This is a genomic window from Enterobacter cloacae complex sp. S1 (assembly GCF_014930525.1).
GTDB classification, from domain to species: Bacteria; Pseudomonadota; Gammaproteobacteria; order Enterobacterales; family Enterobacteriaceae; genus Enterobacter; species Enterobacter hormaechei_C.
Window position 1 is genome coordinate 25,147 of the sequence record NZ_JADBRE010000024.1, and the last position, 26,719, is coordinate 51,865.

Below are 26,719 nucleotides of genomic sequence, written 5' to 3' on the forward strand. Positions count from 1 at the left end.
GTTTTTCAAAATCGATTAAAATCAAATGGTTGTGTTTTTTCTGTTGAGATCGTGAACTAAACCACACTTTGCGCTACCATCAGGGCGCGATAAACAGGAGCCATTTGATGAGCATAAAAGAGAGCGAAATGACGCAAGAAAAAGAGAGGCCAGCAGGTAGCCAGAGCTTGTTTCGCGGCCTGATGCTGATTGAAATCCTCAGTAACTATCCGAACGGGTGTCCGCTTGCGCATTTATCAGAACTGGCGGGGCTGAATAAAAGCACCGTGCACCGGTTATTGCAGGGGTTGCAGTCGTGCGGGTACGTGACGCCGGCGCCGGCGGCAGGGAGCTATCGTCTGACCACCAAATTTATCGCCGTCGGGCAAAAGGCGCTTTCATCGCTCAATATTATTCACGTGGCGGCGCCGCACCTCGAGGCGCTGAACATTGCCACCGGCGAAACGGTCAACTTCTCCAGCCGTGAAGATGATCACGCGATCCTGATTTATAAGCTTGAGCCGACAACCGGTATGCTGCGCACGCGCGCATATATCGGCCAGCATATGCCGCTCTATTGTTCTGCGATGGGCAAAATCTATATGGCGTTTGGTCATCAGGATTACGTGGCGAGCTACTGGGAAAGCCACCAGGAACAGATCCAACCTTTGACCCGCAACACCATCACCGAACTGAGCGCGATGTATGATGAGCTGGCGGAAATTCGCGATCACAGTATGGCGATGGATAAAGAAGAGAACGAACTGGGTGTGTCATGTATCGCCGTGCCGGTCTTTGATATTCACGGGCGCGTGCCCTATGCCATCTCCATTTCGCTGTCGACGTCGCGCATGAAGCAGGTGGGTGAGAAAAACTTGCTAAAACCGCTGCGTGACACGGCGGAAGCTATCTCGAAAGAACTGGGGTTTAACGTGCGCGAGGCGTAACTGATGAACCGATTTATTCTGACGGATCCAGAAAAATGTATCGGGTGCCGCACCTGTGAGGTGGCGTGCATGATGTCGCATCAAAGCAGCGCCACGCCAGAAGCGCTTACGTCACGGATCCGCGTGGTTAAGGGGGGTACCTTCACTACGGCGGTGGGCTGCCACCAGTGTGAAGATGCGCCCTGCGCGAATGTCTGCCCGACGGGGGCCATTCACCGCGCTGCGGGAGCCTGGCTCGTTGAGCAGGCTCGCTGTATCGGCTGCAAAAGCTGTATGGTGGCGTGCCCGTTCGGGGCAATGCAGGTTCGGGTCGTGGAAGATCGCGTTCAGGCGCTGAAATGTGATTTGTGCGCGCATCGCGAGGGCGGTCCCGCCTGCGTCGAAGCCTGTCCCACCCACGCGCTGCGCTGCATAGACCCCGCCAGATTACGCGCGGAACGGCTGCGTAATCTGGCCTGAGGTTTTATTAACCGGCCTCGCACCAGGCGTTCTCAATCTCTTCGGCGAGAATTTTCACACCCGCTTCGATTTTTTCCGGGTCCGGGACGTAGTTCATGCGCATGCACTGGTGCGTGTGCGGCCACGGCTTATCCAGCCCCGGGAAGAAGTAATCCCCTGGCACCATCAGTACGCCACGTTTTTTCAGACGCTGATAAAGCAGCTCTGTCGTAATGGGCAGATCCTTGAACCACAGCCACAGGAAAATTGCCCCTTCCGGTTTATGGATCAGGCAGCGTTCTTCGGGTAAGTAGCGGCGAAGGATGGCGATAGTTTCCTGAACGCGCTGAGAGTAAAACGGCTTAATCACCTCATTCGACAGGCGCAGCAGGTCGTTACGCCTGATCATCTCGCACATCATCGCCGGGCCGATGCCGCCAGGGGAAAGGCTGATAATGCCGTTCATGTTGGTAATGGCGGTGATGATTTTCTCGTTAGCAATGATAATGCCGCAACGACTGCCCGGCAGGCCCAGCTTGGAGAGGCTCATGCAGAGGATGATATTCGGGTTCCATAGCGGACGCGCTTCGCTGAAGATGATCCCCGGGAACGGTACGCCATAGGCATTATCGATCACCAGCGGGATGCCGTGCTGATTCGCCAGCGCATCCAGCTTCATCAGCTCGTCGTCGGTGATCACGTTGCCCGTCGGGTTGGTGGGACGTGATACGCAGATCATGCCCGTCTCTTCACCGATATGCAGATGTTCAAAATCGACGTGATATTTGAACTGGCCCTCTGGCAGCAACTCGATATTCGGACGTGCGGAAACAAACAGGTCTTCTTCGAGGCCGGCATCGGCATAGCCGATATACTCCGGTGCCAGCGGGAACAGCACTTTTTTCGTGGTGCCGTCGGCGCGGCGTCCGGCGAACAGATTGAATAAGTAGAAAAACGCGCTCTGACTGCCGTTTGTCAGTGCAATATTCTGTGGTTCGATATCCCAACCCAGCGCTTCCCGCAGCATTGCCGCCAGAAGCGTCAGTAGTTCTGTTTTACCCTGAGGGCCGTCGTAATTACATAGCGCATCGGTTGCTTTACCGTTCTCCAGCATCTCTGCCAGCAGCGTCTGGAAGTAGGTGTTCATCTCCGGAATTTGAGCCGGGTTTCCGCCGCCAAGCATGATAGCGCCTGGGGTGCGCAGCCCGTCGTTGAGGTCCTCCATCAGGCGGGTAATGCCTGAATGGCGGGTAAATTTGTCGCCGAATAGTGAAAACGTCATAGCAGGTGATCTGTCGGGCTTAATATGAAAGGCAGTAACCATAACGCCAGCACCGTGTTGGTGCAAATCGGCGAATGTGGTCGGATTTGTTGTTTTATGTGGTAGGTTTGTATTTGTGTGGTGAATTGTTCTGGTGAATGCCCCTCACCCCGGCCCTCTCCCCAAAGGGGCGAGGGAGAAAGAGCGCACCGTGCAATCCCCTCTCCCCCTGGGGAGAGGGTTAGGGTGAGAGGGTCTATTGATTACCCGCCCACACCACCATCACCTTATCGCCCTTGTGCTCGCGCACAAAACCGTAGCCTTCTTTCATCGACAGCGTTGTTTGCTTGCCTTCACCCACCGCCGGATGACGGGCGCGGAACTGCCCCAGAAGCTGCCAGTGGGCGACAGTTAACGCCTGTTTACCCGTGACGTCCTGCCAGTTCATATCCGAACGGGTTCCCTGTAGCGGATCGGAGCCCGTCGGGCCGAATGGACGCTCTGATTCATCGCCGTAATAGATCTGGACGCTTCCCGGCGCCAGCAGCAGTAACTCAGCGGCGCGCTGGCCCCCTTCACGGAACAGACGCGTATCATGGGAGGAGAGATAGCTCAGCACATTAAAACTTTGCAGCTTTTCTGCCATTTGCTGCCAGGTCAAATCCATATCGGCCAGGCAGTCCACCGCTTTTGCCGCCTGCTCCTGATAGTCAAAGTTGATCATCGCATCGAAGCCGTGGCGGTAATAATCGCTCTGCATCACGCCGTGGCCCCAGGATTCACCGGTCATCCAGAATGGCGCATTGTCGAGTTTTTTGTCCGGGTTGGCGGCTTTCCACGCGGCCAGCGCCTGGCTGGCCTGGTTTTTCAGTTGCTGCCAGGCTTCAGGCTCAACGTGCTTAGCGGTATCGACCCGGAAGCCGTCGATGCCGTAGTCACGTACCCACTGGCTGAGCCAGTGGGTCAGGTAATCTCGCGGCGTGAAATTCGTCATCACTTTCGCGTTGGTGTCGGGCTTGTGTTGATAAAAGTTCGGCAAACCTGACGGGATCTTAGATTCCGTTTTCAGATCCGGCAGGAAGGCCAGCGACATGGTCAGATCGTCAAAGCCCGGGTTGTCATAATCACCGATATCGGTACGGATCCATTTTTTACCCCACCATTTTTCCCATGCGGCTTTGTCACTGAAGTTGATGTAATCGTTGAAGCTGTGCCAGCTTTGACCCGCGCCTGGCTTCCAGTCAGTCCAGCGCTCGCCGAGGGTTTTTTTCAGCTCATCGCCCTGCAAATAGAGCGCGCCAAACTGATACTCCTGCATATCTGCAAGCGTCGCATAACCCGCGTGGTTCATGACAATGTCAAACAGGACGCGGATACCGCGCCTGTGCGCGTCGTCGACAAGCAGGCGTAAATCATCTTCGCTGCCCATGTTGGCGTCGAGTTTCGTCCAGTCCTGAGTGTAATAGCCGTGATAGGCGTAGTGGGGGAAATCCCCTTTGGTGCCGCCGCCAACCCAGCCGTGGATTTGCTCCAGCGGCGAGCTTATCCAGAGCGCATTCACGCCCAGTTGCTGAAGGTAATCCAGTTTGCTGGTAAGCCCTTTCAGATCGCCGCCGTGGAAAGTACCAATCTCCTGCATACCGTCTTTATGGCGGCCATAGCTGTTGTCGTTGGTGGGGTCGCCATTCACGAAGCGATCGGTCAGCACGAAATAGACGGTGGCGTTTTGCCAGCTGAACGGCGCGGGTTTGTCCGTCTCGGCGCGCTCAAGCAGTAGCAGACCATTGCTGTTGGCGGCTGGCTGAAGAATTACTTTGCCGTTTTGAACGGTCGCGGTCTGTTTGCTGTAAAAATCACGCACCACCGTCCCTTCCGGAAAGGTGTTAACGACATCGATCGTGAGCGGTTTGCCGTCCCACTTCGGGCACTGGCGGGTAACGTTTGCGACAGGCTGTGGCGCCGCACTTTGTACCGTCAACATCAGCGTCGGCGTTCCCGAGCGCGTATCAATACGCATCTGATAAACGCCGTCACGGAATAACCGCCACTGCGGTGGGGTCCCTTCGCAGGGTTTGAGCGACAACATCTCGTTGAGTTTAATGGCACCTGTCGGCTGCCAGCACGCGTTATCAAGACTCAACGTCAGCGGGCGGGTACCCTTCGCAAGCGTTGCCTGGCTGGTAAAGACGCCGGTACCTTCAGCGCTAAACGCGTTAAATCCCGGCGATGACCAGTCGGCATGCGCGAATGCGGGTAACATCAGAACAGCTAATGCAGTGCGTTTCATTCCATTTTCCTGTCGCGGCATTTTTGACCAGTGTGCCACTCGGCTCAGGGGAAAAACTCCTCCTCTGAGGCTTTCTGCCAGGAGGACGCGAAGGGATGAGTGATCCCGCGCAAAATTAGGCAGTTATCTGCGATATCGCGCACATTTTTCTAGTGCTGGTGATTTAATGAGCATGTTCCGGATGACATAGTTTCGGAATTGGACTATTTGTATACGTGCTCTTGAGGACTATTTTTGGTATGATTTGAGATTCCGCTCTCAAATTTTTGAAGAAAATAAGGTGTTGGAATGTTTATATCCGACCAGGAGACCTAATGATATCGACTCCCATTCGACGATATGGGGCCGCGATACTCATGTTACTCACCATGGCATTTTCAGGTGAGGTGCTTGCAAAGACGCACGCGGATACAACGAGTAAGAAAGCCCACGTAATAAAGACGACAAGCAGTAAGGTTAGCAGTAAACAAGAGTATTCTCGCAATAGTGCAAAGAGTAGTTCACTTCCTGATTTGCGAAAATACCCTTCCGGGACACCAAGGAAAAAAGCGTTTCTCCGGACGGTAATGCCTTACATTAAAAGTCAAAATGCCGCGATTACTGCGGATCGTAACTGGTTGATTTCCAAACAGTACGATAGCCGCTGGTCGCCGTCTGAGCGCACTCGCCTGAAAGACATCGCCAAACGCTATAAAGTGAAGTGGAGCGGGAACACGCGTCGTGTGCCGTGGAACACTCTGTTAGAGCGTGTGGACATTATTCCAGGCAGTATGGTCGCGACAATGGCCGCCGCCGAAAGCGGTTGGGGCACCTCGAAGCTGGCGCGCAACAACAACAATCTGTTTGGCATGAAATGCGCAAAAGGTCGTTGTACTAATGCACCCGGCAAGGTGAAGGGCTATTCACAGTTTGAATCGGTGAAAGATTCCGTGAATGCCTATGTGGTGAACCTGAACACCCATCCGGCCTACTCCTCGTTCCGTAAGTCACGCGCTCAGCTGCGTAAGGCGGATCAGGAAGTAACGGCTACGGCGATGATCCACAAGCTGAAAGGTTATTCTACTCAGGGACAGCGTTATAACAATTACCTGTTCTCCATGTACCAGGATAACCAGCGACTGATTGCCGCACATATGTAATGAAAAACGCCTTCCACTGGAAGGCGTTCTTTTTTCTAGAGCAGGACTTCACTGTACCGTTCCCGGTACTCCTTCGGCGTGGTGTCATACTCTTTTCTGAACACCGAATAGAAATACTGAAGCGACGGATAGCCGCACATCTGTGAAATCTCGTTGATCGACAGCGAGGTGGAGATCAGCAGACTGCGCGCTTTCTCCAGCTTTTCCGCATGGATCACGGCGTGAATCGTCTCACCGACTTCCTCTTTGAACCGCTTCTCCAGATTCGAACGTGAAATGCCGACCGAATCGAGCACCTGATCGACCTTAATCCCTTTGCAGGCATGATTGCGAATGTAGTGCATCGCCTGAATCACGGCCGGATCGTTTAAGGAGCGGTAGTCAGTTGAGCGACGCTCGACCACGCGAACGGGCGGAACCAGCAGACGCTGGAGCGGCAGGGATTCGTTGTCTAACAGTCTGTGCAGCAGCTTTGCGGCCTGATAGCCCATCTGACGGGTACCCTGAGCCACGGATGAGAGCGCCACGCGCGACAGATAGCGCGTAAGCTCTTCGTTATCAATACCAATCACGCACAGCTTTTCAGGCACCGGAATATGCAAATGTTCGCACACCTGTAATACGTGGCGGGCGCGGGCGTCCGTCACGGCGATAATCCCTGTCTGGGGCGGCAGAGTTTGCAGCCAGTCAGCCAGGCGATTTTGTGCGTGCTGCCAGTTTTCTGGCGCGGTTTCCAGCCCCTGATAAACGACGCCGCGATACTTCTCCTGGGCAACCAGCTGGCAGAAGGCATATTCACGCTCCATCGCCCAGCGCTTTCCGCTGGTGGCGGGCAATCCGTAAAACGCAAAACGATGTACGCCTTTCTCCTTTAAATGGAGGAAGGCGGTCTCGACCAGAGCATGGTTATCCGTGGCGATGTAGTGAACGGGGGGGTAATGTTCCGGTGTATGGTAAGAGCCGCCAACGCCCACGATAGGCACGTCGACGCCACTCAGCAACTGTTCAATCACGGGGTCGTCAAAGTCAGCGATGACCCCATCTCCCAGCCAGTCTTTGATGTTCTCCAGACGGGTACGAAAATCTTCTTCGATGAAAATATCCCATTCGGATTGCGACGCCTGCAAATATTCGCCAACCCCTTCAACCACCTGCCGGTCATAGGCTTTGTTGGCATTGAATAACAACGTAATGCGGTGACGCTTTTCAAACATGGCTCATTTCCCAAATTAGTCACGATAGTGTTATCAGGCGCGCCGCTTGGTGGCAGAGTCCATCCAGACTGCCAGCAAAAGAATGGCACCCTTGACGATATACTGCCAAAACGTCGGCACGTCCATCATACTCATCCCGTTATCCAGCGAAGCCATAATAAATGCGCCCATCACCGCCCCCGCCACGCTGCCAATGCCCCCGGCGAGGCTGGTCCCGCCAATCACGCAGGCGGCGATGGCGTCCAGCTCGGCAATATTACCCGCAGACGGGGAGCCCGCCCCCAGTCGCGAACTGAGGATCAGCCCCGCGATGGCCACCATCAGGCCGTTGATGGCAAAGACGGCGAGTTTGGTGCGTTCTACGTTGATACCAGATAAACGCGCGGCTTCCAGATTGCCGCCGATGGCATAAATACGGCGACCGAATGCGGTACGTGTGGCCATAAACATTCCACCTAACAGCAACAGCGCCAGCAGCAGAACGGGCGTTGGGACGCCGCGATAATCGTTTAACAGCCAGATGGCGCCCAGCACAATCACCGCAGTAAGCGCCTGACGGCCGACAACCGAGGTTGAGGCAGGCGAGGCCAGCCCCAGCGCCTGGCGACGCATGCGTCCTCGCCATTGCCACGCGACAAACGCCATCAGCCCAACCACGCCGATCGTAAAACCGACGCCATCAGAGAGGTAGCTTTGGCCAATCTGGGACATCGAGGCGCTGGTCGGGGAGACGGTGGTGCCGTTGGTGATCCCAATCAGAATGCCGCGGAAGGCCAGCATCCCCGCTAAGGTGACGATAAACGACGGGACTTTACGGTAGGCCACCCACCAGCCATTCCACGCCCCCAGCAGCAGACCTAGCACCAGCGTGACCGCAATCGTCAGCGGCAGCGGCCAGCCTAGCCAGACGTCAAAAATTGCCGCCACGCCGCCGAGCAGACCCATCATCGACCCTACCGACAGGTCAATTTCCGCTGAGATAATCACAAAGACCATCCCCACCGCCAGGATCCCGGTGATGGCGGTCTGACGCAGCAGGTTAGAGACGTTACGTGCGCTTAAATAGGAGCCATCGGTCATCCAGGTAAAGAACAACATGATCACGATAATGGCGGCAATCATTACAAAAACTTGCAGATTCAGCGATTTAAGTCCTGCGAACGCACCGGGCGTCGGAACAGCGACTTTGATATCAGACGGGTTGCTTTTCGACATGGCGTTCGCTCCTTAAGGCAGCTTCCATCACCTGCTCTTGCGTCAGGTTCTGGTTGTTCAGGTTGGCTTTGAGTTTCCCTTCATGCATGACCAGCACGCGGTCGCTCAGCCCCAGCACTTCAGGCAATTCGGACGAGATAACAATGACGGCAATCCCTTGCTGCACAAGCTGGTTGATCAGCTTGTAGATTTCATACTTCGCGCCGATATCGATCCCGCGGGTGGGTTCGTCCAGAATTAAAATGCGCGGATTAAGCAGCAGGCAGCGCGCCAGAATCGCTTTCTGCTGGTTGCCGCCGCTCAGGCGTCCTATCGCCAGCTCCGGCGAGGAGGTTTTCACCTTAAGCCGGGCAAGCGACTGGAGAATACACTGCTGTTCTGCGGCATCATCCAGGCTGCCCAGCGCGCCGGAAAACTGGCTGAGCGCCGCCAGCGTGATATTTTTTCCCACCGCCATTACCGGCACGATGCCGTCTTTTTTGCGATCTTCTGGCACCATGGCAATGCCCTTAGCAATAGCCTGCTGGCAGTTGTCGATTTTTACCGGCTGACCGTCGATATAAATTTTGCCTTCCCAGCGCCCCGGCCAGACGCCAAAGAGACACTGCACGGCCTCGGTTCTTCCGGCACCCACTAAACCCGCAATGCCGAGAATTTCGCCGCGGTGCAGCGAGAAGGAGAGGTTATCCACGCGCTTGATATGGCGGTTAACGGGATGCCACGCAGTCAGGTTTTCCACGCGCAGGAGCTCTTCGCCGATGGTGTGCGGTTCGTTGGGATACAGCGCGGTGAGTTCGCGACCCACCATCATGGTGATGATGTCATCCTCGCTCATGCCTTCTGCTTCACGCGTGCCAATGTGCTGCCCGTCGCGGATGACGCAGATGGTGTCGGAAATGGCTTTCACCTCATTGAGCTTGTGCGAAATATAGATGCAGGCGATACCGTGGTTTTGCAGATCGCGGATGATATTGAGCAGTACGGCGGTTTCCTGTTCGGTGAGTGAGGCGGTTGGTTCGTCGAGGATCAGCAGGCGCACCTGTTTGTTCAGCGCCTTGGCGATCTCGACCAGCTGCTGCTGGCCTAAACCTAAGTCGCCCACGCGCGTATCCGGTGAGATAGCCAGGCTCACCTGAGCCAGCAGTTTTTCGCAGCGCAGCGTCATGGTGTCGTAATCCAGTACGCCGTGGTGTGAGAGTTCGGCACCGAGAAAGATATTTTCCAGCACGGTAAGGTGCTTCACCAGCGCCAGCTCCTGGTGAATGATAGCGATGCCTTTACGTTCGGTATCGCGAATGTGCGTGGCCTGGAGCACCTCACCGGCAAAAACAATTTCGCCCTCGTAGCTGCCGTGCGGGTAGATCCCGCACAACACTTTCATCAGCGTGGATTTTCCCGAGCCATTTTCGCCGCACAGCGACATCACTTCGCCGGGATTCAGCCGCAGGCTTACGTTATCGACTGCTTTCACCGCTCCGAAGGCTTTGGTGATGCTTTTCATTTCAAGTAAATAAGACATAACTGCTCCGCATAGCCCAACAGATGAACAGGGCAGGTCAATGCGCCCCTGCCGGGCAGGGGCTGCGCTGGATTACAGTTCACTCTTCTTATGGAAACCGTCTTTCACCACGGTGGCGTCAATATTCTCTTTGTTGACTTCGATAGGGGTAAGCAGGCGAGCAGGTACGTCTTTCAGGCCGTTATTTAACGTCGCGTCTGCTTTAGGTTGCTGGCCATTGCCCAGCTCAACGGCAATTTCGGCGGCCGTATTGGCAAGCTCGGTAATGGGCTTATACACCGTCATGGTCTGGGTACCCGCGATGATGCGTTTTACACCCGCAAGGTCGGCGTCCTGGCCGGAAATAGCGACTTTCCCGGCCAGACCCTGCGCGCTCAGCGCCTGAATGGCGCCACCCGCAGTGGCATCGTTAGAGGCCACCACCGCATCGATTTTGTTGTTATTTGCGGTCAACGCGTTTTCCATAATTTTCAGCGCGTTTTCCGGTAACCAACCGTCAGCCCACTGGTCGCCGACGACTTTAATTTTGCCCTCGTCGATATACGGCTTCAGCACTTTCATTTGTCCCTGGCGGAACAGTTTGGCGTTGTTATCCACGGGCGAGCCGCCCATCAGGAAATAATTCCCTTGTGGCACTTTTGCGACCAGGCTTTTAGCCTGTAATTCGCCCACCTTTTCATTATCGAACGAAATATAATAATCAATATCGGCATTATTAATCATGCGGTCATAAGCCAGGACTTTTATCCCTTCCTGTTTCGCTTCTTTCACCACGTTGCTTAATACCTGGCCGTTATACGGGATAATGACCAGCACATCGACGCCACGGTTGATCATATTCTCGATTTGCGACATTTGCGTCTCTTCGTTGCCGTTAGCGGACTGAACGAACACCTCCGCGCCGAGAGATTCCGCTTTTTTAACAAAGATATCGCGATCTTTTTGCCAGCGCTCCAGGCGTAAGTCATCAATCGCCATGCCGATTTTGACCTCTTTGGCGTGTCCGGCAAAGCTTGCAAGCAGGAGAGTAGTGCAGAGCGTTAGGGTCAGGTTCTTTATCTTCATAATTATTAGGCCTTTTTGTAGGGGTATGTGTAGCTGAGATAAAAGAAACGTTCACTGCTGAGACGCAGCAAATTTTTAACGTGGAAAGGCCTGCTGGCAATTACAGATTTTTATCTTCTCATTACGATATTTGGTTTATTTCTGAATTTATGACCGCGATCGGATTTTAAAAAGCGTAACCTATTAATTACATTTGATTCTGGAATGCGCGCCGAAAAATAGTTTGTCTGCGCATTATTTTGCGAGCCAGCGCACAATTGCGCATTCTCTCAATAGCAGTGTGAAATAACGTAATTGAGCAACCTCCAATGTCTATTCACTATTACTCCAGAAGCAAGACCACGCCGCATACCCTGATTATGGAGCTCAATATGCAAGCTTATTTCGACCAACTCGATCGCGTTCGTTTCGAAGGCACGAAAACGACCAATCCTTTAGCATTTCGTCACTACAACCCGGATGAGCTGGTGCTGGGTAAGCGCATGGAAGATCACTTGCGCTTTGCCGCCTGCTACTGGCACACCTTCTGCTGGAACGGTGCCGATATGTTCGGCGTGGGCTCTTTTGACCGTCCATGGCAACAGCCGGGCGAGGCCATTGAGCTGGCGAAGCGTAAAGCCGACGTCGCATTCGAGTTCTTCCATAAGCTGAACGTGCCGTACTACTGTTTCCACGATGTGGACGTGTCGCCGGAAGGGGCATCGCTGAAAGAGTATCTGAACAATTTCGCGCAGATGGTCGACGTACTGGCTGAAAAACAGCAGCAAAGCGGCGTGAAGCTGCTCTGGGGTACGGCTAACTGCTTTACCAATCCTCGCTATGGCGCGGGTGCGGCAACCAACCCGGACCCGGAAGTCTTCAGCTGGGCGGCAACCCAGGTCGTGACCGCGATGAACGCCACGCATCAGCTGGGCGGTGAGAACTATGTACTCTGGGGCGGTCGTGAAGGCTATGAAACGCTGCTGAATACCGACCTGCGTCAGGAGCGTGAGCAGATTGGTCGCTTTATGCAGATGGTTGTGGACCACAAACACAAAATCGGTTTCCGCGGCACGCTGCTGATTGAGCCAAAACCACAGGAGCCAACCAAGCATCAGTATGATTATGATGTCGCCACCGTGTATGGCTTCCTGAAGCAGTTTGGTCTGGAAAAAGAGATCAAAGTGAATATTGAGGCTAACCACGCTACCCTGGCGGGCCACTCGTTCCATCACGAAATTGCCTCTGCGATTGCGCTGGGCATCTTCGGCTCTGTCGATGCTAACCGTGGCGATCCACAGCTGGGCTGGGATACCGACCAGTTCCCGAACAGCGTGGAAGAGAATGCGCTGGTGATGTACGAAATCATCAAAGCGGGCGGTTTCACTACCGGCGGCCTGAACTTCGACGCCAAAGTGCGTCGCCAGAGCACCGACAAATACGATCTGTTCTACGGGCATATTGGCGCGATGGACACCATGGCGCTGGCGCTGAAAGTGGCGGCCCGTATGATTGAAGACGGTGGGCTGGATAAGCGCGTGGCGAAGCGCTACAGCGGCTGGAACAGTGAGCTGGGCCAGCAAATTTTGAAAGGTCAGTTATCGCTTGCGGAGATCGCGAAGTACGCTGAACAGCATCAGCTTGCGCCGCAGCATCAGAGCGGCCATCAGGAACTGCTGGAAAACCTGGTCAATCACTACCTGTTCGATAAATAACAGCATCCAGGCCCGGTAAGCGCAGCGCCACCGGGCATTTTCGTCAAAGGAGCCACCACATGTATATCGGGATCGATCTTGGCACGTCGGGGGTGAAAGCCATCCTGTTAAGCGAGCAGGGCGATGTATTAGCCACGCAGACTGAAAAGTTGCAGGTTTCACGCCCGCATCCGCTTTGGTCGGAACAAGATCCGGAGCAGTGGTGGCAGGCGACGGACCGTGCGATGAAAGCCTTAGGCGAGCAGCACAGCCTGCGCGACGTGAAAGCGCTGGGCATTGCCGGGCAAATGCATGGCGCAACGTTGCTGGATAGCCAGCATCGCGTTCTGCGCCCGGCTATTCTCTGGAACGATGGCCGCTGTGCGGAAGAGTGCGCGATCCTTGAGGAGCGTGTGCCTGCGTCCCGCGAAATTACGGGCAACCTGATGATGCCCGGTTTTACCGCGCCAAAACTCCTGTGGGTGCAGCGCCATGAGCCTGAGATTTTTCGTCAGGTGGCGAAGGTTCTGTTGCCGAAAGACTACCTGCGTTTTCGCATGACGGGGGATTTTGCCAGCGACATGTCTGACGCCGCGGGCACGATGTGGCTCGACGTGGCGAAACGGGACTGGAGCGAGGCGATGCTGGATGCCTGCCAGCTGACGCGCGACCATATGCCTGCGCTGTTTGAAGGCAGTGAAATCACGGGGGCTTTACAGCCTTCTGTTGCTGAACGCTGGAACATGCCAGCCGTACCTGTCGTTGCCGGCGGCGGCGATAATGCGGCGGGTGCGGTCGGCGTGGGGATGGTCGAGGCAGGGCAGGCCATGCTCTCACTCGGTACCTCCGGCGTCTATTTTGCCGTCAGTGACGGGTATCGTAGCAACCCTGGAAGCGCCGTACACAGCTTCTGCCACGCGTTGCCGGGTAAATGGCATTTGATGTCGGTGATGCTGAGCGCGGCTTCCTGCCTCGACTGGGCGGCAAAGCTAACCGGAATGGCGGACGTCCCGGCGCTTATCACAGCGGCACAGCAGGCAGATGATAATGCCGGTGCGGTTTGGTTTTTACCGTACCTTTCCGGCGAGCGGACGCCGCATAACAACCCGGAAGCGAAAGGGGTGTTCTTCGGTCTTACCCATCAGCACGGCCCGGCAGAGCTTGCGCGCGCGGTGCTTGAAGGCGTTGGCTATGCTCTGGCGGACGGAATGGATGTCGTGCATGACTGTGGACTGACGCCATCCAGCATTACGTTAATTGGCGGCGGTGCACGAAGCAGCTACTGGCGGCAAATGCTTTCCGATATCAGCGGGTTGCAGCTGGACTATCGTACGGGAGGCGATGTCGGCCCGGCGCTCGGTGCGGCACGGCTGGCGCAAATTGCGCTGAACCCGGATAAACCACTGCACCAGCTTTTGCCCCAGCTGCCGCTTGAACGGCAGCATCGTCCTGATGCGAAAAATCATGCTCGCTATGCTGAAAGACGAGACGTGTTCCGCAAAATCTATCAGCAGCTTTTGCCGCTAATGTCATAAACAGGAGCCGGGTGGCGCTAACGCTTACCCGGCCTACCAGCCTTCAACCGGGTTAGCTTACAAACCTGCGCGTATCGATTCTTTGCAGCAACATTGACAGCAGCAGGCTGACAACCAGCGTAACGGTAAATATCCAGACAATATCCAGCACCGGCCAGCTTTTAAGCTCAACGCCGCGGGTGCGCAGGGCGTGGATCACCAGCGCGTGAAAACCGTAAATGCCCAGCGAGTGGCGAGAGATAAACCCCAGCACCGGAAGCGGGCGGGCATTCAGGGTGTTTTTAACCAGCGTCAGCAGAGAGATCGCGCAGATAAAGACCATCGGCCCGCAGTAGAGATACCAGGTATCGGCAAAGTTGCCGCGCCATTGCAGCTCATGCAGCGTCCCGCGAGAGATAATAAACACACCGACGAGAAACGCGGCCGCGCATAGCCAGTTTATTCCTCGCTTTTGCGTCTCCATCATGCCAATGGCGCGCCCCAGCATGCCGTACAGCACGTAATAAAACGTATCCCCGGTGATATAAAGGTTAACGGGCAGCCATTCAAAGCCATCAATTTTCTGTGAAACGGTATTCGGGTTGGCCACGATCCCGATTATTACCATCAAGGCCAGCAGCATTTTACCGCTGACGTTTTTTACCTGAATTAACGGTGACACCAGATAGATAACGATTATCGCGAAGAAAAACCACAGATGATAGAATACCGGTTTTTGCAACAAATTGAGCAGGGAACGTTCAGCGTTAATTGAAGTGAACAGGATGATATAGAGCAGCGAAATGGCGCTGTAAAACAGCAGACAGGAGACAATACGGATGAAATGTCTTGGCTGCGCGCTACGCTCGCCAAAAAAGAGAAAACCGGAAATCATAAAGAACAGCGGGACGCTCACGCGGGAGGCCGAGTTCAGAATATTGGCGACATCCCAGTTAACAGGGCTGATACTGTGCGCGTTCGTGACATACCAGGTCGTTGTGTGGATCATCACCACCATCAGACAGGCTATTCCCCGCAGGTTATCAATCCAGTTAATTTTTGACTGCATCAGTTCCTCTGTATTCCTGATAAAAAAAGTGTGACTGCGATTGTGTAAAACTTTTCCCTTGGAAAATTCTGAGTTTAGCCAGGCTAACTTGTAGGGAGCTGGCGAGATTCGCAGAATGACGGACTTTAATCTATAAACGTGTTGCTACTAAAAATAACAGCCACTGACCAGGGCGGTAATAAAAATGATGATGAAGCGTGGGGTGTCACTCTTTCTGCTGCTCTTATTAACAGGATGCAGTGCTTCTGAGGAGATACCTGTCCAAAAAGCGCAGCAGGGGAAAATGAGCCCGGAGCGTTCCCTGAATATGGAACAGCTGTGCAGGGATCAGGCGGCTCACCGCTATAATTCCGAAGCACAGAAAATTCATATAAACGGCTTCGAGCGCTTTCAGGGCAGCTATGAACTGAAAGGCTATACGGCGCGTAAAGAGGGCTTTGTCTGCTCTTTTGATGCAGACGGCCAGTTTTTACATCTCTCAATGCGTTAAATTGCTCGTATAAGCAGCAACCAGAGCCTTCGCAGGTTCTGGCTGTAGGGCTTATTCCCCAATTTTCCCTAAACAACCCCGTTTCGTACTGTATATCTTGCAGCCAGCGGGTATACTGATCCCTTCCATTTAAAACCACACGTATCCAGCACGAAATACTATGCAAAAGTTTGATACCAAGACCTTCCAGGGCCTGATCCTGACCTTACAGGATTACTGGGCTCGTCAGGGCTGCACCATTGTTCAACCTTTGGACATGGAAGTTGGCGCAGGCACCTCACACCCGATGACCAGCCTGCGTGCGTTAGGGCCAGAGCCAATGGCGACCGCCTATGTGCAGCCATCCCGTCGTCCGACCGATGGCCGTTATGGTGAAAACCCGAACCGTTTGCAGCATTACTATCAGTTCCAGGTGGTGATTAAGCCATCACCCGACAACATTCAGGAACTGTACCTCGGGTCACTGAAAGAGCTGGGTATGGATCCAACCATTCACGACATTCGTTTCGTGGAAGATAACTGGGAAAACCCAACGCTGGGTGCCTGGGGTCTGGGTTGGGAAGTGTGGCTGAACGGCATGGAAGTGACCCAGTTCACTTACTTCCAGCAGGTTGGCGGTCTGGAATGTAAACCGATTACCGGCGAAATCACCTATGGTCTGGAACGTCTGGCCATGTACATTCAGGGCGTAGACAGCGTTTACGACCTGGTCTGGAGCGACGGCCCGCTGGGTAAAACCACCTACGGCGACGTGTTCCATCAGAACGAAGTGGAGCAATCCACCTATAACTTCGAATACGCGGACGTGGACTTCCTGTTCACCTGCTTCGAGCAGTACGAGAAAGAAGCCCAGCAGCTGCTGGCGCTGGAGACTCCGCTGCCGCTGCCTGCCTACGAGCGTATTCTGAAGGCTGCCCACAGCTTCAACCTGCTGGATGCCCGCAAAGCGATCTCCGTGACTGAACGTCAGCGCTACATTCTGCGTATTCGTACCCTGACCAAAGCCGTTGCAGAAGCTTACTACGCGTCCCGTGAAGCCCTTGGCTTCCCGATGTGCAACCGAAACAAATAAGAGGCGGCCATGTCTGAGAAAACTTTCCTGGTGGAAATCGGCACTGAAGAGCTGCCACCAAAAGCCCTGCGCAGCCTGGCTGAATCTTTCGCTGCGAACGTCACTGCTGAGCTGGATAACGCTGGCCTGGCGCACGGTAAAATTGAGTGGTTTGCTGCGCCGCGTCGTCTGGCGCTGAAAGTGGCAAACCTGGCGGCGTCCCAGCCGGATCGCGAAGTTGAAAAACGTGGCCCGGCCATTGCTCAGGCGTTCGACGCGGAAGGCAAGCCGAGCAAAGCGGCAGAAGGCTGGGCGCGCGGCTGCGGCATCACCGTTGATCAGGCTGAGCGTCTGACCACCGACAAAGGTGAATGGCTGCTGTACCGTGCCCATGTGAAAGGCGAAAGCGCCGAAGCGCTGCTGCCTGACATGATCGCGACCTCGCTGGCAAAATTGCCGATTCCTAAGCTGATGCGCTGGGGCGCGTCCGACGTACACTTTGTGCGTCCGGTTCACACCGTGACCCTGCTGCTGGGCGATACCGTTATCCCGGCGACCATTCTGGGCGTGGCGTCCGATCGCGTGATCCGCGGCCATCGCTTTATGGGCGAGCCGGAGTTCACTATCGACAATGCTGACCAGTACCCGCAGATCCTGCTGGAGCGCGGCAAGGTCATTGCTGACTACGAACAGCGTAAAGCCAAAATCAAAGCGGACGCAGAAGACGCGGCGCGCAAAATTGGCGGTAATGCCGATCTGAGCGACAGCCTGCTGGAAGAGGTGACCTCGCTGGTCGAATGGCCAGTTGTACTGACCGCGAAATTCGAAGAGAAATTCCTGGCCGTTCCGGCAGAAGCGCTGGTTTACACCATGAAGGGTGACCAGAAGTACTTCCCGGTTTACGCCAACGACGGCAAGCTGCTGCCAAACTTCATCTTCGTGGCGAACATCGAATCGAAAGATCCGAGCCAGATTATCTCCGGTAACGAGAAAGTGGTGCGTCCGCGTCTGGCGGATGCCGAGTTCTTCTTCAACACCGACCGTAAAAAACGTCTGGAAGATAACCTGCCGCGTCTGCAAACCGTACTGTTCCAGCAGCAGCTGGGTACGCTGCGCGACAAAACCGACCGTATCGCGGAGCTGTCCGGCTGGATTGCCCGTGAAATTGGCGCCGACGTTAACCACGCTACCCGCGCGGGCCTGCTCTCCAAGTGCGACCTGATGACCAACATGGTGTTCGAATTTACCGACACCCAGGGCGTGATGGGCATGCACTACGCGCGTCACGATGGCGAAGCGGAAGACGTGGCGGTAGCCCTGAACGAGCAGTATCAGCCGCGCTTTGCCGGTGACGATCTGCCGTCTAACCCGGTTGCCTGCGCCGTGGCGATTGCCGATAAGATGGACACCCTGGCGGGTATCTTCGGTATCGGTCAGCATCCGAAAGGCGACAAAGACCCGTTCGCGCTGCGTCGTGCTGCGCTGGGCGTGCTGCGAATCATCGTAGAGAAGAACCTCAATCTCGATCTGCAAACGCTGACCGAAGAAGCGGTACGTCTGTACGGCGATAAGCTGACCAACGCGAAGGTTGTGGATGATGTTATCGACTTTATGCTCGGTCGTTTCCGCGCGTGGTATCAGGACGAAGGTTACTCCGTTGATACCATTCAGGCGGTGCTGGCGCGTCGTCCGACCCGTCCGGCAGATTTCGATGCGCGTATGAAAGCGGTATCCCACTTCCGTACGCTGGAAGCGGCGTCTGCGCTGGCCGCGGCCAACAAGCGTGTATCCAACATCCTCGCGAAATCCGACGAAACGCTGAACGAGCGCGTCAACGCTGCAACCCTGAAAGAGCCGGAAGAGATTTCTCTGGCGATGCAGGTTGTGGTGCTGCGCGACAAGCTGGAGCCGTATTTTGCGGAAGGTCGCTACCAGGAAGCGCTGGTGGAGCTGGCGGAGCTGCGTGACGTCATCGACGCCTTCTTCGAGAAGGTGATGGTGAACGTGGAAGATAAAGAGCTGCGGATTAACCGTCTCTCAATGCTTGAGAAACTGCGTGAGCTGTTCCTGCGCGTGGCGGATATTTCGCTGCTGCAATAACGTAAAAAACCCGCCCCTGACAGGCGGGAAGAACGGCAACTAAACTTTTTCTCTTCGTAGGCCGGGAAAGCGTAGCGCCTCCCGGCAAAAGACCGATGGCGCGATGCTTATCGGGCCTACGTTACTTTGAGATACTTTTTCTTTACACCCTCTCAAACACCGTCGCGATACCCTGACCCAACCCAATACACATCGTTGCCAGTCCGAACTGGGCATCTTTGCGTTCCATCAGGTTAATCAGCGTGGTACTGATACGCGCCCCGGAGCAGCCCAGCGGGTGACCGAGGGCGATCGCGCCGCCGTTGAGGTTAATCTTCTCGTCGATCTGATCCATCAGCCCCAGATCTTTAATGCACGGCAGGATCTGCGCGGCGAACGCTTCGTTCATCTCAAAGAGGTCGATATCACTTGCGCTCAGCCCCGCTTTTTTCAGCGCCAGTTTTGACGCCGGAACCGGACCGTAACCCATGATGGAAGGATCGCAGCCCACGACCGCCATCGAACGCACGCGGGCGCGTGGCGTCAGGCCTAATTCGCGGGCGCGGCTTTCGCTCATTACCAGCATCGCGGCGGCACCGTCGGACAGGGCAGACGAGGTGCCCGCCGTTACCGTACCGGTGACCGGATCAAACGCCGGACGCAGGGTAGAAAGCGCTTCGGCCGTGGTTTCCGGGCGGATAACTTCGTCGTAGCTGAACTGCTTCAGTACGCCGTCTGCGTCGTGACCGCCGGTTGGGATGATCTCATTCTTAAAGGCACCAGACTGCGTGGCGGCCCAGGCGCGGGCATGCGAGCGTGCGGCAAACGCATCCTGCATCTCACGGCTGATGCCGTGCAGACGGGAGAGCATCTCGGCGGTCAGGCCCATCATACCGGCGGCTTTCGCCACGTTGCGGCTCATGCCAGGATGGAAATCGACCCCGTGGCTCATTGGCACGTGGCCCATATGCTCCACGCCGCCCACCAGACAGGCCTGCGCATCGCCGGTCATGATCATCCGCGCCGCGTCGTGCAGCGCCTGCATCGACGAACCGCAAAGACGGTTGACGGTGACGGCCGGAACCGAATGCGGGATCTCCGCCAGCAGGGACGCGTTACGGGCAATGTTGAAGCCCTGCTCCAGCGTCTGCTGCACGCAGCCCCAGTAGATATCGTCCAGCGCTGCTGGGTCCAGCGCCGGGTTACGCGCCAGCAGGCTACGCATCAGATGCGCGGAGAGATCTTCCGCGCGCACGTTACGGAATGCACCGCCTTTTGAACGGCCCATCGGGGTGCGAATCGCATCAACAATGACAACCTTTTCCATTGTGACTCCTTAAGCCGTTTTCAGTTCGCCAACCGGACGGGCTGGCTCAACTGCTGGGTAGTAGGGTTCGTTATGGCGCGCTTTGTTACGCAGCCCTTCCGGCACCTCATAAAGCGGGCCGAGGTGCTGGTACTGCTGAGCCATATCGAGATAGCGGGCGCTGCCGAGCGTATCCAGCCAGCGGAACGCGCCTCCGTGGAACGGAGGGAAGCCGAGGCCGTACACCAGCGCCATATCCGCTTCTGCCGGGCTGGCGATAATGCCTTCTTCGAGGCAGCGCACCACTTCGTTGACCATTGGGATCATCATCCGGGCGATGATCTCATCGTCGGTGAAGTCGCGTTTTGGCTGACTGACGTCGGCCAGCAGGCCATCCACCGCCGGATCTTCTTCTTTCTTCGGTTTGCCTTTGCTGTCTTCTTTATAGCGCCAGAAGCCCAGACCGTTTTTCTGCCCGAAGCGGTTGGCGTCGAACAGGGCGTCAATGGCGTCGCGATAATCTTTCTGCATGCGCTGCGGGAAGCCCGCCGCCATCACCGCCTGCGCGTGATGGGCAGTGTCGATGCCGACAACGTCCAGCAGATACGCCGGGCCCATCGGCCAGCCGAACTGTTTTTCCATCACTTTGTCGATTTTGCGGAAGTCTGCGCCGTCGCGCAGCAGCTGGCTGAAACCGGCGAAGTACGGGAACAGCACGCGGTTAACGAAGAAGCCCGGGCAGTCGTTAACCACGATCGGCGTTTTGCCCATCTTGCTCGCCCACGCCACCACTTTGGCGATGGTTTCGTCGGAGGTTTTTTCCCCTCGGATCACTTCGACCAGCGGCATGCGGTGCACCGGGTTAAAGAAGTGCATCCCGCAGAAGTTTTCCGGACGCTTCAGCACGCTCGCCAGTTCGCTGATAGGAATGGTGGAGGTGTTAGAGGCCAGCACGGTTTCCGGACGCACCTTGTCTTCGGTTTCGGCCAGCACCGCTTTTTTCACTTTCGGGTTCTCGACGACCGCTTCAACCACCACGTCCACACGGTCGAAACCGCTGTATTCCAGCACTGGCTGGATGGTGGAGATCACGCCTGCAAGCTTCAGACCATCAATTTTGCCGCGCTCAAGCTGTTTATTCAGCAGCTTGGCCGCTTCGGTCATGCCCAGCGTCAGGGATTTCTCGTTGATGTCCTTCATCACCACCGGCACGCCTTTCCAGGCAGACTGATAGGCGATGCCGCCCCCCATAATGCCCGCGCCGAGTACCGCCGCGTGTTTTGGCGTTTCAACGTTTTTGGTGAGTTGTTTGGCTTTGCCTTTCACGAACTGATCGTTAAGGAAGATACCAACCAGCGCGCGGGCTTCGTTGGTGTGCGCCAGCGGGACAAAGCTCTGGTTTTCAAGCTTCAGAGCGTCATCACGGCCCAGACGGGCTGCCGCTTCAATGGTTTTCACCGCCGTGATCGGCGCCGGGTAGTGTTTACCCGCCGTCTGCATCACCATGCCTTTGGCGATGGTGAAGCTCATGGTGGCTTCAATTTTGCTGAGCTTTAATGGCTCCAGCTTTGGCTGACGTTTGGCTTTCCAGTCGAGATCGCCGTTAATCGCCTGACGCAGAATGGCGACAGCGCCTTCAACCAGTTTTTCAGGCTTAACCACGCCGTCCACCAGTCCGATTTTCTGTGCCTGTTCCGCGCCCACATCTTTACCTGCGGCAATGATTTCCAGCGCGCTGTCGGCACCCAGCATGCGCGGCATACGCACGGAACCGCCAAAGCCCGGCATGATGCCCAGCTTGGTTTCCGGCAGGCCGATACGCAGGTCCGGCGTGGCGAGACGGTAATCGGTGGCTAATACACATTCACAGCCGCCGCCCAGCGCGTAACCGTTAACGGCGGAAAGGGTCGGGACAGGCAGATCTTCCAGACGATTAAAGACGCTGTTCGCGAAGTGCAGCCACTGGCTCAGCTGTTCTTCGGGCACCAGGAACAGCGACAGGAATTCGGTGATATCCGCGCCAACGATAAAGGCCGCTTTGTTGGAGCGCAGCAGCAGCCCTTTTAAATCTGATTGCTTTTCAAGTATATCCAGCGCCTGGCCAAGACTGGCCACCGTCGCGGTATCAAGCTTGTTCACTGAGCCGGGGGCATCGAACACCAGTTCGGCAATGCCATCTTCCAGCCAGTCTACGTACAGGGTGTCGCCTTTGTAGAGCATGTCGGTCTCCTGAATCCAGCAATTGGATCTGGTCATACCAGATGAAACGGAGTGTGGAATTTATGTTAATAAAATGCAAATTAGTCATTAAGAAATTGCTGCGCTGATCACGGTCGGTGGAAATCACGCAGCCGCAGTGAGGTGTGCTAAGATGCGATGACTTGAGGTCAAAAAAACGAAAGGAAGAATGATGGACTCACTGGCTTCGCTTTATAAAAATCATATCGTTACCCTACAGGAACGTACCCGCGATGTACTGGCCCGCTTCAAGCTGGATGCCCTGCTGATCCACTCCGGCGAGCTGATGAATACTTTTCTTGATGACCATGCTTATCCCTTCAAGGTTAACCCGCAGTTTAAAGCCTGGGTGCCTGTCACGCAGGTTCCAAATTGCTGGCTGCTGGTGGATGGCGTGAACAAGCCGAAACTGTGGTTCTACCTGCCGGTCGATTACTGGCACAACGTTGAGCCGTTGCCGACCTCATTCTGGACCGAAGAAATTGACGTGATTGCGCTGCCAAAAGCAGACGGCATTGGCAGCCAGCTGCCAGCGGCGCGCGGCAACATCGGCTACATTGGTCCGGTTCCTGAGCGTGCGCTGGGTCTGGATATTCCGGCAGATAAACTCAACCCGAAAGGCGTGCTGGATTATCTGCACTACTATCGCGCCTACAAGACCGACTACGAACTTTACTGCATGCGTGAAGCGCAAAAAACGGCGGTGAATGGCCACCGTGCGGCGCACGAAGCGTTCCAGTCCGGTATGAGCGAGTTCGATATTAATCAGGCCTACCTGACGGCGACCGGCCACCGCGATACCGACGTGCCGTACAGCAACATCGTGGCGCTGAATGAACATGCCTCGGTTCTGCACTACACCAAACTGGATCATCAGGTTCCGGCTGAGATGCGCAGCTTCCTGCTGGACGCGGGGGCTGAGTACAATGGTTATGCGGCAGACCTGACCCGTACCTGGGCGGCGAATGCGGACACCGATTTTGCGCAATTGATCAAAGACGTGAACGACGAACAGCTGGCGCTGATTGGCACCATGAAGGCCGGAACCAGCTACGTGGATTATCACATCCAGTTCCATCAGCGCATCGCTAAACTGCTGCGTAAGCATCAGATTGTCAAAGACATGAGCGAAGAGGCGATGGTTGAGAACGATCTGACCGGGCCATTTATGCCGCATGGTATCGGTCACCCGCTGGGTTTGCAGGTTCATGACGTCGCGGGCTTTATGCAGGATGATACCGGTACGCACCTGGCGGCACCGTCTAAATATCCTTATCTTCGCTGCACCCGCGTTCTGGCGCCGCGTATGGTATTGACCATCGAGCCGGGCATCTACTTTATTGAATCCCTGCTGGCACCGTGGCGCGAAGGGCAATTCAGCAAGCACTTCAACTGGGAGAAAATTGAAGCGCTGAAGCCGTATGGCGGCATTCGTATCGAGGATAACGTGGTTATTCACGAGAACAGCATTGAGAACATGACGCGAGATCTGAAGCTGGCCTGATGGAAAGCTGGCTGATACCGGCCGAGCCGGTCACCTTTGTTGAGGAAATCAAGAAAAGCCGCTTTATCACGCTGCTGGCGCATACCGACGGCGTGGAGGCGGCGAAGGCGTTCGTCGAGTCCGTCCGCGCGCAGCACCCCGATGCCCGCCATCACTGTGTGGCGTGGGTCGCAGGGCCGCCAGACGACTCACAGCAGCTCGGGTTTTCTGACGACGGTGAACCGGCGGGTACGGCCGGAAAACCGATGCTATCCCAGTTGATGGGCAGCGGCGTGGGTGAAATCACCGCCGTTGTTGTCCGCTACTACGGGGGCATTTTGTTAGGCACCGGAGGGCTGGTTAAAGCCTACGGAGGTGGTGTCCAGCAGGCGCTTAATCTGCTGATAACAACCCGCAAAACGCCTCTTACGGAATATACTTTGTTATGCGATTACGCCCAGCTATCGGGTATCGAAGCACTGCTTAAACAGTTTAACGGTGTCATCGCACACAGTGATTATCAGGCAATGGTGCAATTACGCGTGGCGCTTCCTCAGGCGGAACTGGCTGCTTTTTCAGCAAAACTCGCTGATTTTAGTCGCGGTTCATTGCAATTACTGCCGATTGAAGAATAATCCCCACCTCACAATTTTGAATACCTAAGGAAGCGGCAGAGATGCATTTTCGTGCCATTACCCGAATCGTTGGATTGCTGGTCATACTTTTCTCCGGGACAATGATCATTCCCGGACTGGTGGCGCTCATCTACCGGGACGGCGCGGGGCGTGCATTTACGCAAACCTTTTTTGTCGCGCTGACGATTGGCTCCCTGCTGTGGTGGCCAAACCGCCGTGAGAAAGGTGAACTGAAATCCCGGGAGGGGTTTCTGATTGTGGTCCTGTTCTGGACGGTACTGGGAAGCGTGGGTGCGCTGCCGTTTATCTTCTCCGAACAACCGAATCTCACCGTCACGGATGCGTTTTTTGAATCGTTCTCCGGATTAACGACCACCGGCGCCACCACGCTTGTGGGGCTGGATTCGCTCCCGCATGCGATTCTCTTTTACCGGCAGATGCTCCAGTGGTTCGGCGGTATGGGGATCATCGTCCTGGCGGTGGCTATCCTGCCGATTCTGGGCGTCGGGGGGATGCAGCTTTACCGGGCGGAGATGCCCGGCCCGCTGAAAGATAACAAGATGCGCCCGCGTATTGCGGAGACGGCGAAGACCCTGTGGCTTATCTATGTCCTGCTGACGGTGGCCTGCGCGCTGGCGCTGTGGTTTGCCGGGATGCCTGCGTTTGATGCCATCGGGCACAGCTTTGCGACTATTGCTATCGGCGGGTTCTCCACCCACGATGCCAGCGTCGGCTACTTCGACAGCCCGACAATCAATACCATCATTGCCATCTTTTTGCTGATCTCAGGCTGTAACTACGGTCTACACTTCTCGTTGCTTAGCGGAAGGAGCCTGAAGGTGTACTGGCGCGACCCGGAATTCCGGATGTTTATTGGCGTCCAGCTGACCCTGGTGGTTATCTGTACCCTGGTACTGTGGTTCCACGATGTTTATAACTCGGCGGTCACGACCCTGAACCAGGCCTTCTTCCAGGTGGTATCGATGGCGACAACCGCTGGTTTCACCACGGACAGTATTGCGCGTTGGCCACTGTTCCTGCCGGTGCTGCTGTTGTGCTCTGCGTTTATCGGCGGTTGCGCCGGGTCAACGGGCGGCGGTCTGAAGGTGATCCGCATTCTGCTGCTGTTCAAGCAGGGGAACCGTGAGCTGAAACGTCTGGTCCACCCGAATGCGGTTTACAGTATTAAGCTGGGGAACCGCGCGTTGCCGGAGCGCATCCTCGAAGCGGTGTGGGGATTCTTCTCCGCTTATGCGCTGGTCTTTATTGTCAGTATGCTGGCGATTATCGCCACGGGCGTGGATGATTTCTCTGCCTTCGCCTCTGTGGTGGCAACGTTAAACAACCTGGGGCCGGGGCTGGGCGTCGTGGCGGATAACTTCGCCAGTATGAACCCGGTGGCGAAGTGGATCTTAATCGCCAATATGCTGTTTGGGCGTCTTGAGGTCTTTACGCTGCTGGTGCTGTTTACCCCAACATTCTGGCGTGAGTAAGGAGACATTGGTGAAAACGTTAATTCTTTTCTCAACGCGTGACGGACAAACGCGTGAGATTGCTTCATATCTGGCTTCTGAACTCAAAGAGCTGGGCATTTATTCTGATGTGGTGAACCTGAATCGCACAGAGCAGATTGCCTGGCAGGATTACGACCGCGTGGTCATTGGCGCTTCAATTCGTTACGGCCATTTCCATCCGGCGCTGGATCGCTTTGTGAAAAAGCATACGGCGGAGCTCGCTCAACTGCCTGGCGCGTTTTACTCGGTCAACCTGGTTGCCCGTAAAGCGGAGAAGCGTACGCCGCAGACCAACAGCTATACGCGCAAGTTTTTGCTAAGTTCGCCATGGCAGCCCGATATCTGTTCTGTCTTTGCTGGCGCGCTGCGTTACCCGCGTTACCGCTGGTATGACCGCTTTATGATCCGCCTGATCATGAAAATGACGGGCGGGGAAACGGATACGCGTAAAGAAGTGGTTTATACCGACTGGGCCCAGGTCGCCAGTTTTGCCCGTGAAATTGCGCGTTTAACGGACGATGCGCGGGATAAATAAGCGTTGAGTTTGAAAAATGAGCGAACGAAATTTTTTTTGTATTTAGTGCTTGTCACTTCAGAAGAACT

21 protein-coding genes are annotated in these 26,719 nt (G+C 55.5%); 12 read left to right on the top strand and 9 right to left on the bottom strand.

Annotated elements, in window-relative coordinates; all coding sequences use genetic code 11:
• Nucleotides 1-107 precede the first annotated feature (107 nt).
• Together yiaJ and IM290_RS16630 are read left to right on the top strand one after the other, a co-directional pair.
• Nucleotides 108-926, top strand: coding sequence for an IclR family transcriptional regulator YiaJ (yiaJ, locus tag IM290_RS16625; RefSeq protein WP_015572751.1), 819 nt, complete (start codon nucleotides 108-110; stop codon nucleotides 924-926).
• Nucleotides 927-929: 3 nt separating this feature from the next.
• Entirely contained in the window at nucleotides 930-1,385 is a 456-nt protein-coding gene (locus IM290_RS16630; RefSeq protein WP_023295598.1) for a 4Fe-4S dicluster domain-containing protein, read from the top strand.
• 7 nt (nucleotides 1,386-1,392) lie between these two features.
• Here IM290_RS16630 and avtA read toward each other — a convergent pair whose 3' ends face one another.
• Nucleotides 1,393-2,646: a valine--pyruvate transaminase gene (gene avtA, locus IM290_RS16635; RefSeq protein WP_058685861.1), complete on the bottom strand. Its 1,254-nt coding sequence runs from the start codon at nucleotides 2,644-2,646 to the stop codon at nucleotides 1,393-1,395.
• Between the two features lie 235 nt (nucleotides 2,647-2,881).
• Complete coding sequence (locus IM290_RS16640; protein ID WP_193042080.1) at nucleotides 2,882-4,912, bottom strand: alpha-amylase; 2,031 nt, start codon at nucleotides 4,910-4,912, stop codon at nucleotides 2,882-2,884.
• A gap of 314 nt (nucleotides 4,913-5,226) precedes the next feature.
• Here IM290_RS16640 and IM290_RS16645 point away from each other — a divergent pair, with 314 nt between their 5' ends.
• Nucleotides 5,227-6,051: a protein bax gene (locus tag IM290_RS16645; protein ID WP_023295596.1), complete on the top strand. Its 825-nt coding sequence runs from the start codon at nucleotides 5,227-5,229 to the stop codon at nucleotides 6,049-6,051.
• A gap of 35 nt (nucleotides 6,052-6,086) precedes the next feature.
• Here IM290_RS16645 and xylR read toward each other — a convergent pair whose 3' ends face one another.
• From xylR to xylF, 4 genes are all read right to left on the bottom strand, one after another.
• Nucleotides 6,087-7,265 carry a D-xylose utilization transcriptional activator XylR gene (xylR, locus tag IM290_RS16650; RefSeq protein WP_003860152.1) on the bottom strand — a complete coding sequence of 393 codons (1,179 nt, stop codon included), beginning with the start codon at nucleotides 7,263-7,265 and terminating at the stop codon, nucleotides 6,087-6,089.
• A gap of 33 nt (nucleotides 7,266-7,298) precedes the next feature.
• Entirely contained in the window at nucleotides 7,299-8,480 is a 1,182-nt protein-coding gene (gene xylH, locus IM290_RS16655; protein WP_003860151.1) for a xylose ABC transporter permease XylH, read from the bottom strand.
• The gene (locus IM290_RS16660; protein WP_193042079.1) at nucleotides 8,458-9,999 is read right to left on the bottom strand and encodes a xylose ABC transporter ATP-binding protein; all 1,542 of its coding nucleotides are present in this window, start codon (nucleotides 9,997-9,999) and stop codon (nucleotides 8,458-8,460) included. Before IM290_RS16660 ends, xylH begins: the two co-directional genes overlap by 23 nt.
• Nucleotides 10,000-10,071: 72 nt before the next feature.
• Complete coding sequence (xylF, locus tag IM290_RS16665) at nucleotides 10,072-11,064, bottom strand: D-xylose ABC transporter substrate-binding protein (RefSeq protein WP_006808602.1); 993 nt, start codon at nucleotides 11,062-11,064, stop codon at nucleotides 10,072-10,074.
• Nucleotides 11,065-11,435: 371 nt separating this feature from the next.
• Here xylF and xylA point away from each other — a divergent pair, with 371 nt between their 5' ends.
• Both xylA and xylB read left to right on the top strand, forming a co-directional pair.
• A complete protein-coding gene (xylA, locus tag IM290_RS16670; RefSeq protein WP_126291946.1) occupies nucleotides 11,436-12,758 on the top strand; it encodes a xylose isomerase in 1,323 nt (440 codons plus the stop codon).
• Between the two features lie 59 nt (nucleotides 12,759-12,817).
• Nucleotides 12,818-14,272 carry a xylulokinase gene (gene xylB, locus IM290_RS16675; RefSeq protein ID WP_193042078.1) on the top strand — a complete coding sequence of 485 codons (1,455 nt, stop codon included), beginning with the start codon at nucleotides 12,818-12,820 and terminating at the stop codon, nucleotides 14,270-14,272.
• Between the two features lie 52 nt (nucleotides 14,273-14,324).
• Here xylB and IM290_RS16680 read toward each other — a convergent pair whose 3' ends face one another.
• On the bottom strand, nucleotides 14,325-15,320 hold the full coding sequence (locus IM290_RS16680) for an acyltransferase (RefSeq protein ID WP_023304607.1): 996 nt from the start codon (nucleotides 15,318-15,320) through the stop codon (nucleotides 14,325-14,327).
• Nucleotides 15,321-15,504: 184 nt separating this feature from the next.
• Between IM290_RS16680 and IM290_RS16685 the strand changes: the two genes are divergently transcribed.
• From IM290_RS16685 to glyS, 3 genes are all read left to right on the top strand, one after another.
• Nucleotides 15,505-15,810: a YsaB family lipoprotein gene (locus tag IM290_RS16685; RefSeq protein ID WP_017693801.1), complete on the top strand. Its 306-nt coding sequence runs from the start codon at nucleotides 15,505-15,507 to the stop codon at nucleotides 15,808-15,810.
• A 160-nt stretch (nucleotides 15,811-15,970) separates the two neighbouring features.
• Nucleotides 15,971-16,882 carry a glycine--tRNA ligase subunit alpha gene (glyQ, locus tag IM290_RS16690; protein WP_003860141.1) on the top strand — a complete coding sequence of 304 codons (912 nt, stop codon included), beginning with the start codon at nucleotides 15,971-15,973 and terminating at the stop codon, nucleotides 16,880-16,882.
• 9 nt (nucleotides 16,883-16,891) lie between these two features.
• Nucleotides 16,892-18,961, top strand: coding sequence for a glycine--tRNA ligase subunit beta (gene glyS, locus IM290_RS16695; protein ID WP_006808596.1), 2,070 nt, complete (start codon nucleotides 16,892-16,894; stop codon nucleotides 18,959-18,961).
• A 142-nt stretch (nucleotides 18,962-19,103) separates the two neighbouring features.
• On the opposite strand, the gene fadA is transcribed toward glyS, so the two are convergent.
• Nucleotides 19,104-20,267 carry an acetyl-CoA C-acyltransferase FadA gene (gene fadA / locus IM290_RS16700; protein ID WP_193042077.1) on the bottom strand — a complete coding sequence of 388 codons (1,164 nt, stop codon included), beginning with the start codon at nucleotides 20,265-20,267 and terminating at the stop codon, nucleotides 19,104-19,106.
• A gap of 9 nt (nucleotides 20,268-20,276) precedes the next feature.
• On the bottom strand, nucleotides 20,277-22,466 hold the full coding sequence (gene fadB / locus IM290_RS16705; RefSeq protein ID WP_193042076.1) for a fatty acid oxidation complex subunit alpha FadB: 2,190 nt from the start codon (nucleotides 22,464-22,466) through the stop codon (nucleotides 20,277-20,279).
• Nucleotides 22,467-22,656: 190 nt separating this feature from the next.
• Here fadB and pepQ point away from each other — a divergent pair, with 190 nt between their 5' ends.
• Genes pepQ through hemG form a run of 4 tightly spaced genes read left to right on the top strand, consistent with a single transcriptional unit; the run spans nucleotide 22,657 to nucleotide 26,651 of the window.
• Nucleotides 22,657-23,988, top strand: a complete 1,332-nt coding sequence (gene pepQ, locus IM290_RS16710) for a Xaa-Pro dipeptidase (protein ID WP_017382602.1) — start codon at nucleotides 22,657-22,659, stop codon at nucleotides 23,986-23,988.
• Nucleotides 23,988-24,602: an IMPACT family protein gene (locus IM290_RS16715; RefSeq protein ID WP_015572737.1), complete on the top strand. Its 615-nt coding sequence runs from the start codon at nucleotides 23,988-23,990 to the stop codon at nucleotides 24,600-24,602. The genes pepQ and IM290_RS16715 overlap by 1 nt, the downstream gene beginning before the upstream one ends.
• 41 nt (nucleotides 24,603-24,643) lie before the next feature.
• The gene (gene trkH / locus IM290_RS16720) at nucleotides 24,644-26,095 is read left to right on the top strand and encodes a Trk system potassium transporter TrkH (RefSeq protein ID WP_006808591.1); all 1,452 of its coding nucleotides are present in this window, start codon (nucleotides 24,644-24,646) and stop codon (nucleotides 26,093-26,095) included.
• 10 nt (nucleotides 26,096-26,105) lie between these two features.
• Nucleotides 26,106-26,651: a menaquinone-dependent protoporphyrinogen IX dehydrogenase gene (gene hemG, locus IM290_RS16725; protein ID WP_017382603.1), complete on the top strand. Its 546-nt coding sequence runs from the start codon at nucleotides 26,106-26,108 to the stop codon at nucleotides 26,649-26,651.
• The last annotated feature ends 68 nt before the right edge of the window (nucleotides 26,652-26,719 follow it).

Excerpts from the sequence above, each read along its gene's own strand:
- IM290_RS16645 (WP_023295596.1), top strand. The coding sequence starts at position 5,227 with ATGATATCGACTCCCATTCGACGATATGGGGCCGCGATACTCATGTTA.
- fadB (WP_193042076.1), bottom strand. The coding sequence starts at position 22,466 with ATGCTCTACAAAGGCGACACCCTGTACGTAGACTGGCTGGAAGATGGC.
- IM290_RS16640 (WP_193042080.1), bottom strand. The coding sequence starts at position 4,912 with ATGAAACGCACTGCATTAGCTGTTCTGATGTTACCCGCATTCGCGCAT.
- xylB (WP_193042078.1), top strand. The coding sequence starts at position 12,818 with ATGTATATCGGGATCGATCTTGGCACGTCGGGGGTGAAAGCCATCCTG.
- IM290_RS16680 (WP_023304607.1), bottom strand. The coding sequence starts at position 15,320 with ATGCAGTCAAAAATTAACTGGATTGATAACCTGCGGGGAATAGCCTGT.
- IM290_RS16715 (WP_015572737.1), top strand. The coding sequence starts at position 23,988 with ATGGAAAGCTGGCTGATACCGGCCGAGCCGGTCACCTTTGTTGAGGAA.
- IM290_RS16630 (WP_023295598.1), top strand. The coding sequence starts at position 930 with ATGAACCGATTTATTCTGACGGATCCAGAAAAATGTATCGGGTGCCGC.
- yiaJ (WP_015572751.1), top strand. The coding sequence starts at position 108 with ATGAGCATAAAAGAGAGCGAAATGACGCAAGAAAAAGAGAGGCCAGCA.
- fadA (WP_193042077.1), bottom strand. The coding sequence starts at position 20,267 with ATGGAAAAGGTTGTCATTGTTGATGCGATTCGCACCCCGATGGGCCGT.
- glyS (WP_006808596.1), top strand. The coding sequence starts at position 16,892 with ATGTCTGAGAAAACTTTCCTGGTGGAAATCGGCACTGAAGAGCTGCCA.
- xylR (WP_003860152.1), bottom strand. The coding sequence starts at position 7,265 with ATGTTTGAAAAGCGTCACCGCATTACGTTGTTATTCAATGCCAACAAA.
- xylH (WP_003860151.1), bottom strand. The coding sequence starts at position 8,480 with ATGTCGAAAAGCAACCCGTCTGATATCAAAGTCGCTGTTCCGACGCCC.
- glyQ (WP_003860141.1), top strand. The coding sequence starts at position 15,971 with ATGCAAAAGTTTGATACCAAGACCTTCCAGGGCCTGATCCTGACCTTA.
- xylA (WP_126291946.1), top strand. The coding sequence starts at position 11,436 with ATGCAAGCTTATTTCGACCAACTCGATCGCGTTCGTTTCGAAGGCACG.
- avtA (WP_058685861.1), bottom strand. The coding sequence starts at position 2,646 with ATGACGTTTTCACTATTCGGCGACAAATTTACCCGCCATTCAGGCATT.
- trkH (WP_006808591.1), top strand. The coding sequence starts at position 24,644 with ATGCATTTTCGTGCCATTACCCGAATCGTTGGATTGCTGGTCATACTT.
- xylF (WP_006808602.1), bottom strand. The coding sequence starts at position 11,064 with ATGAAGATAAAGAACCTGACCCTAACGCTCTGCACTACTCTCCTGCTT.
- pepQ (WP_017382602.1), top strand. The coding sequence starts at position 22,657 with ATGGACTCACTGGCTTCGCTTTATAAAAATCATATCGTTACCCTACAG.
- IM290_RS16685 (WP_017693801.1), top strand. The coding sequence starts at position 15,505 with ATGATGATGAAGCGTGGGGTGTCACTCTTTCTGCTGCTCTTATTAACA.
- IM290_RS16660 (WP_193042079.1), bottom strand. The coding sequence starts at position 9,999 with ATGTCTTATTTACTTGAAATGAAAAGCATCACCAAAGCCTTCGGAGCG.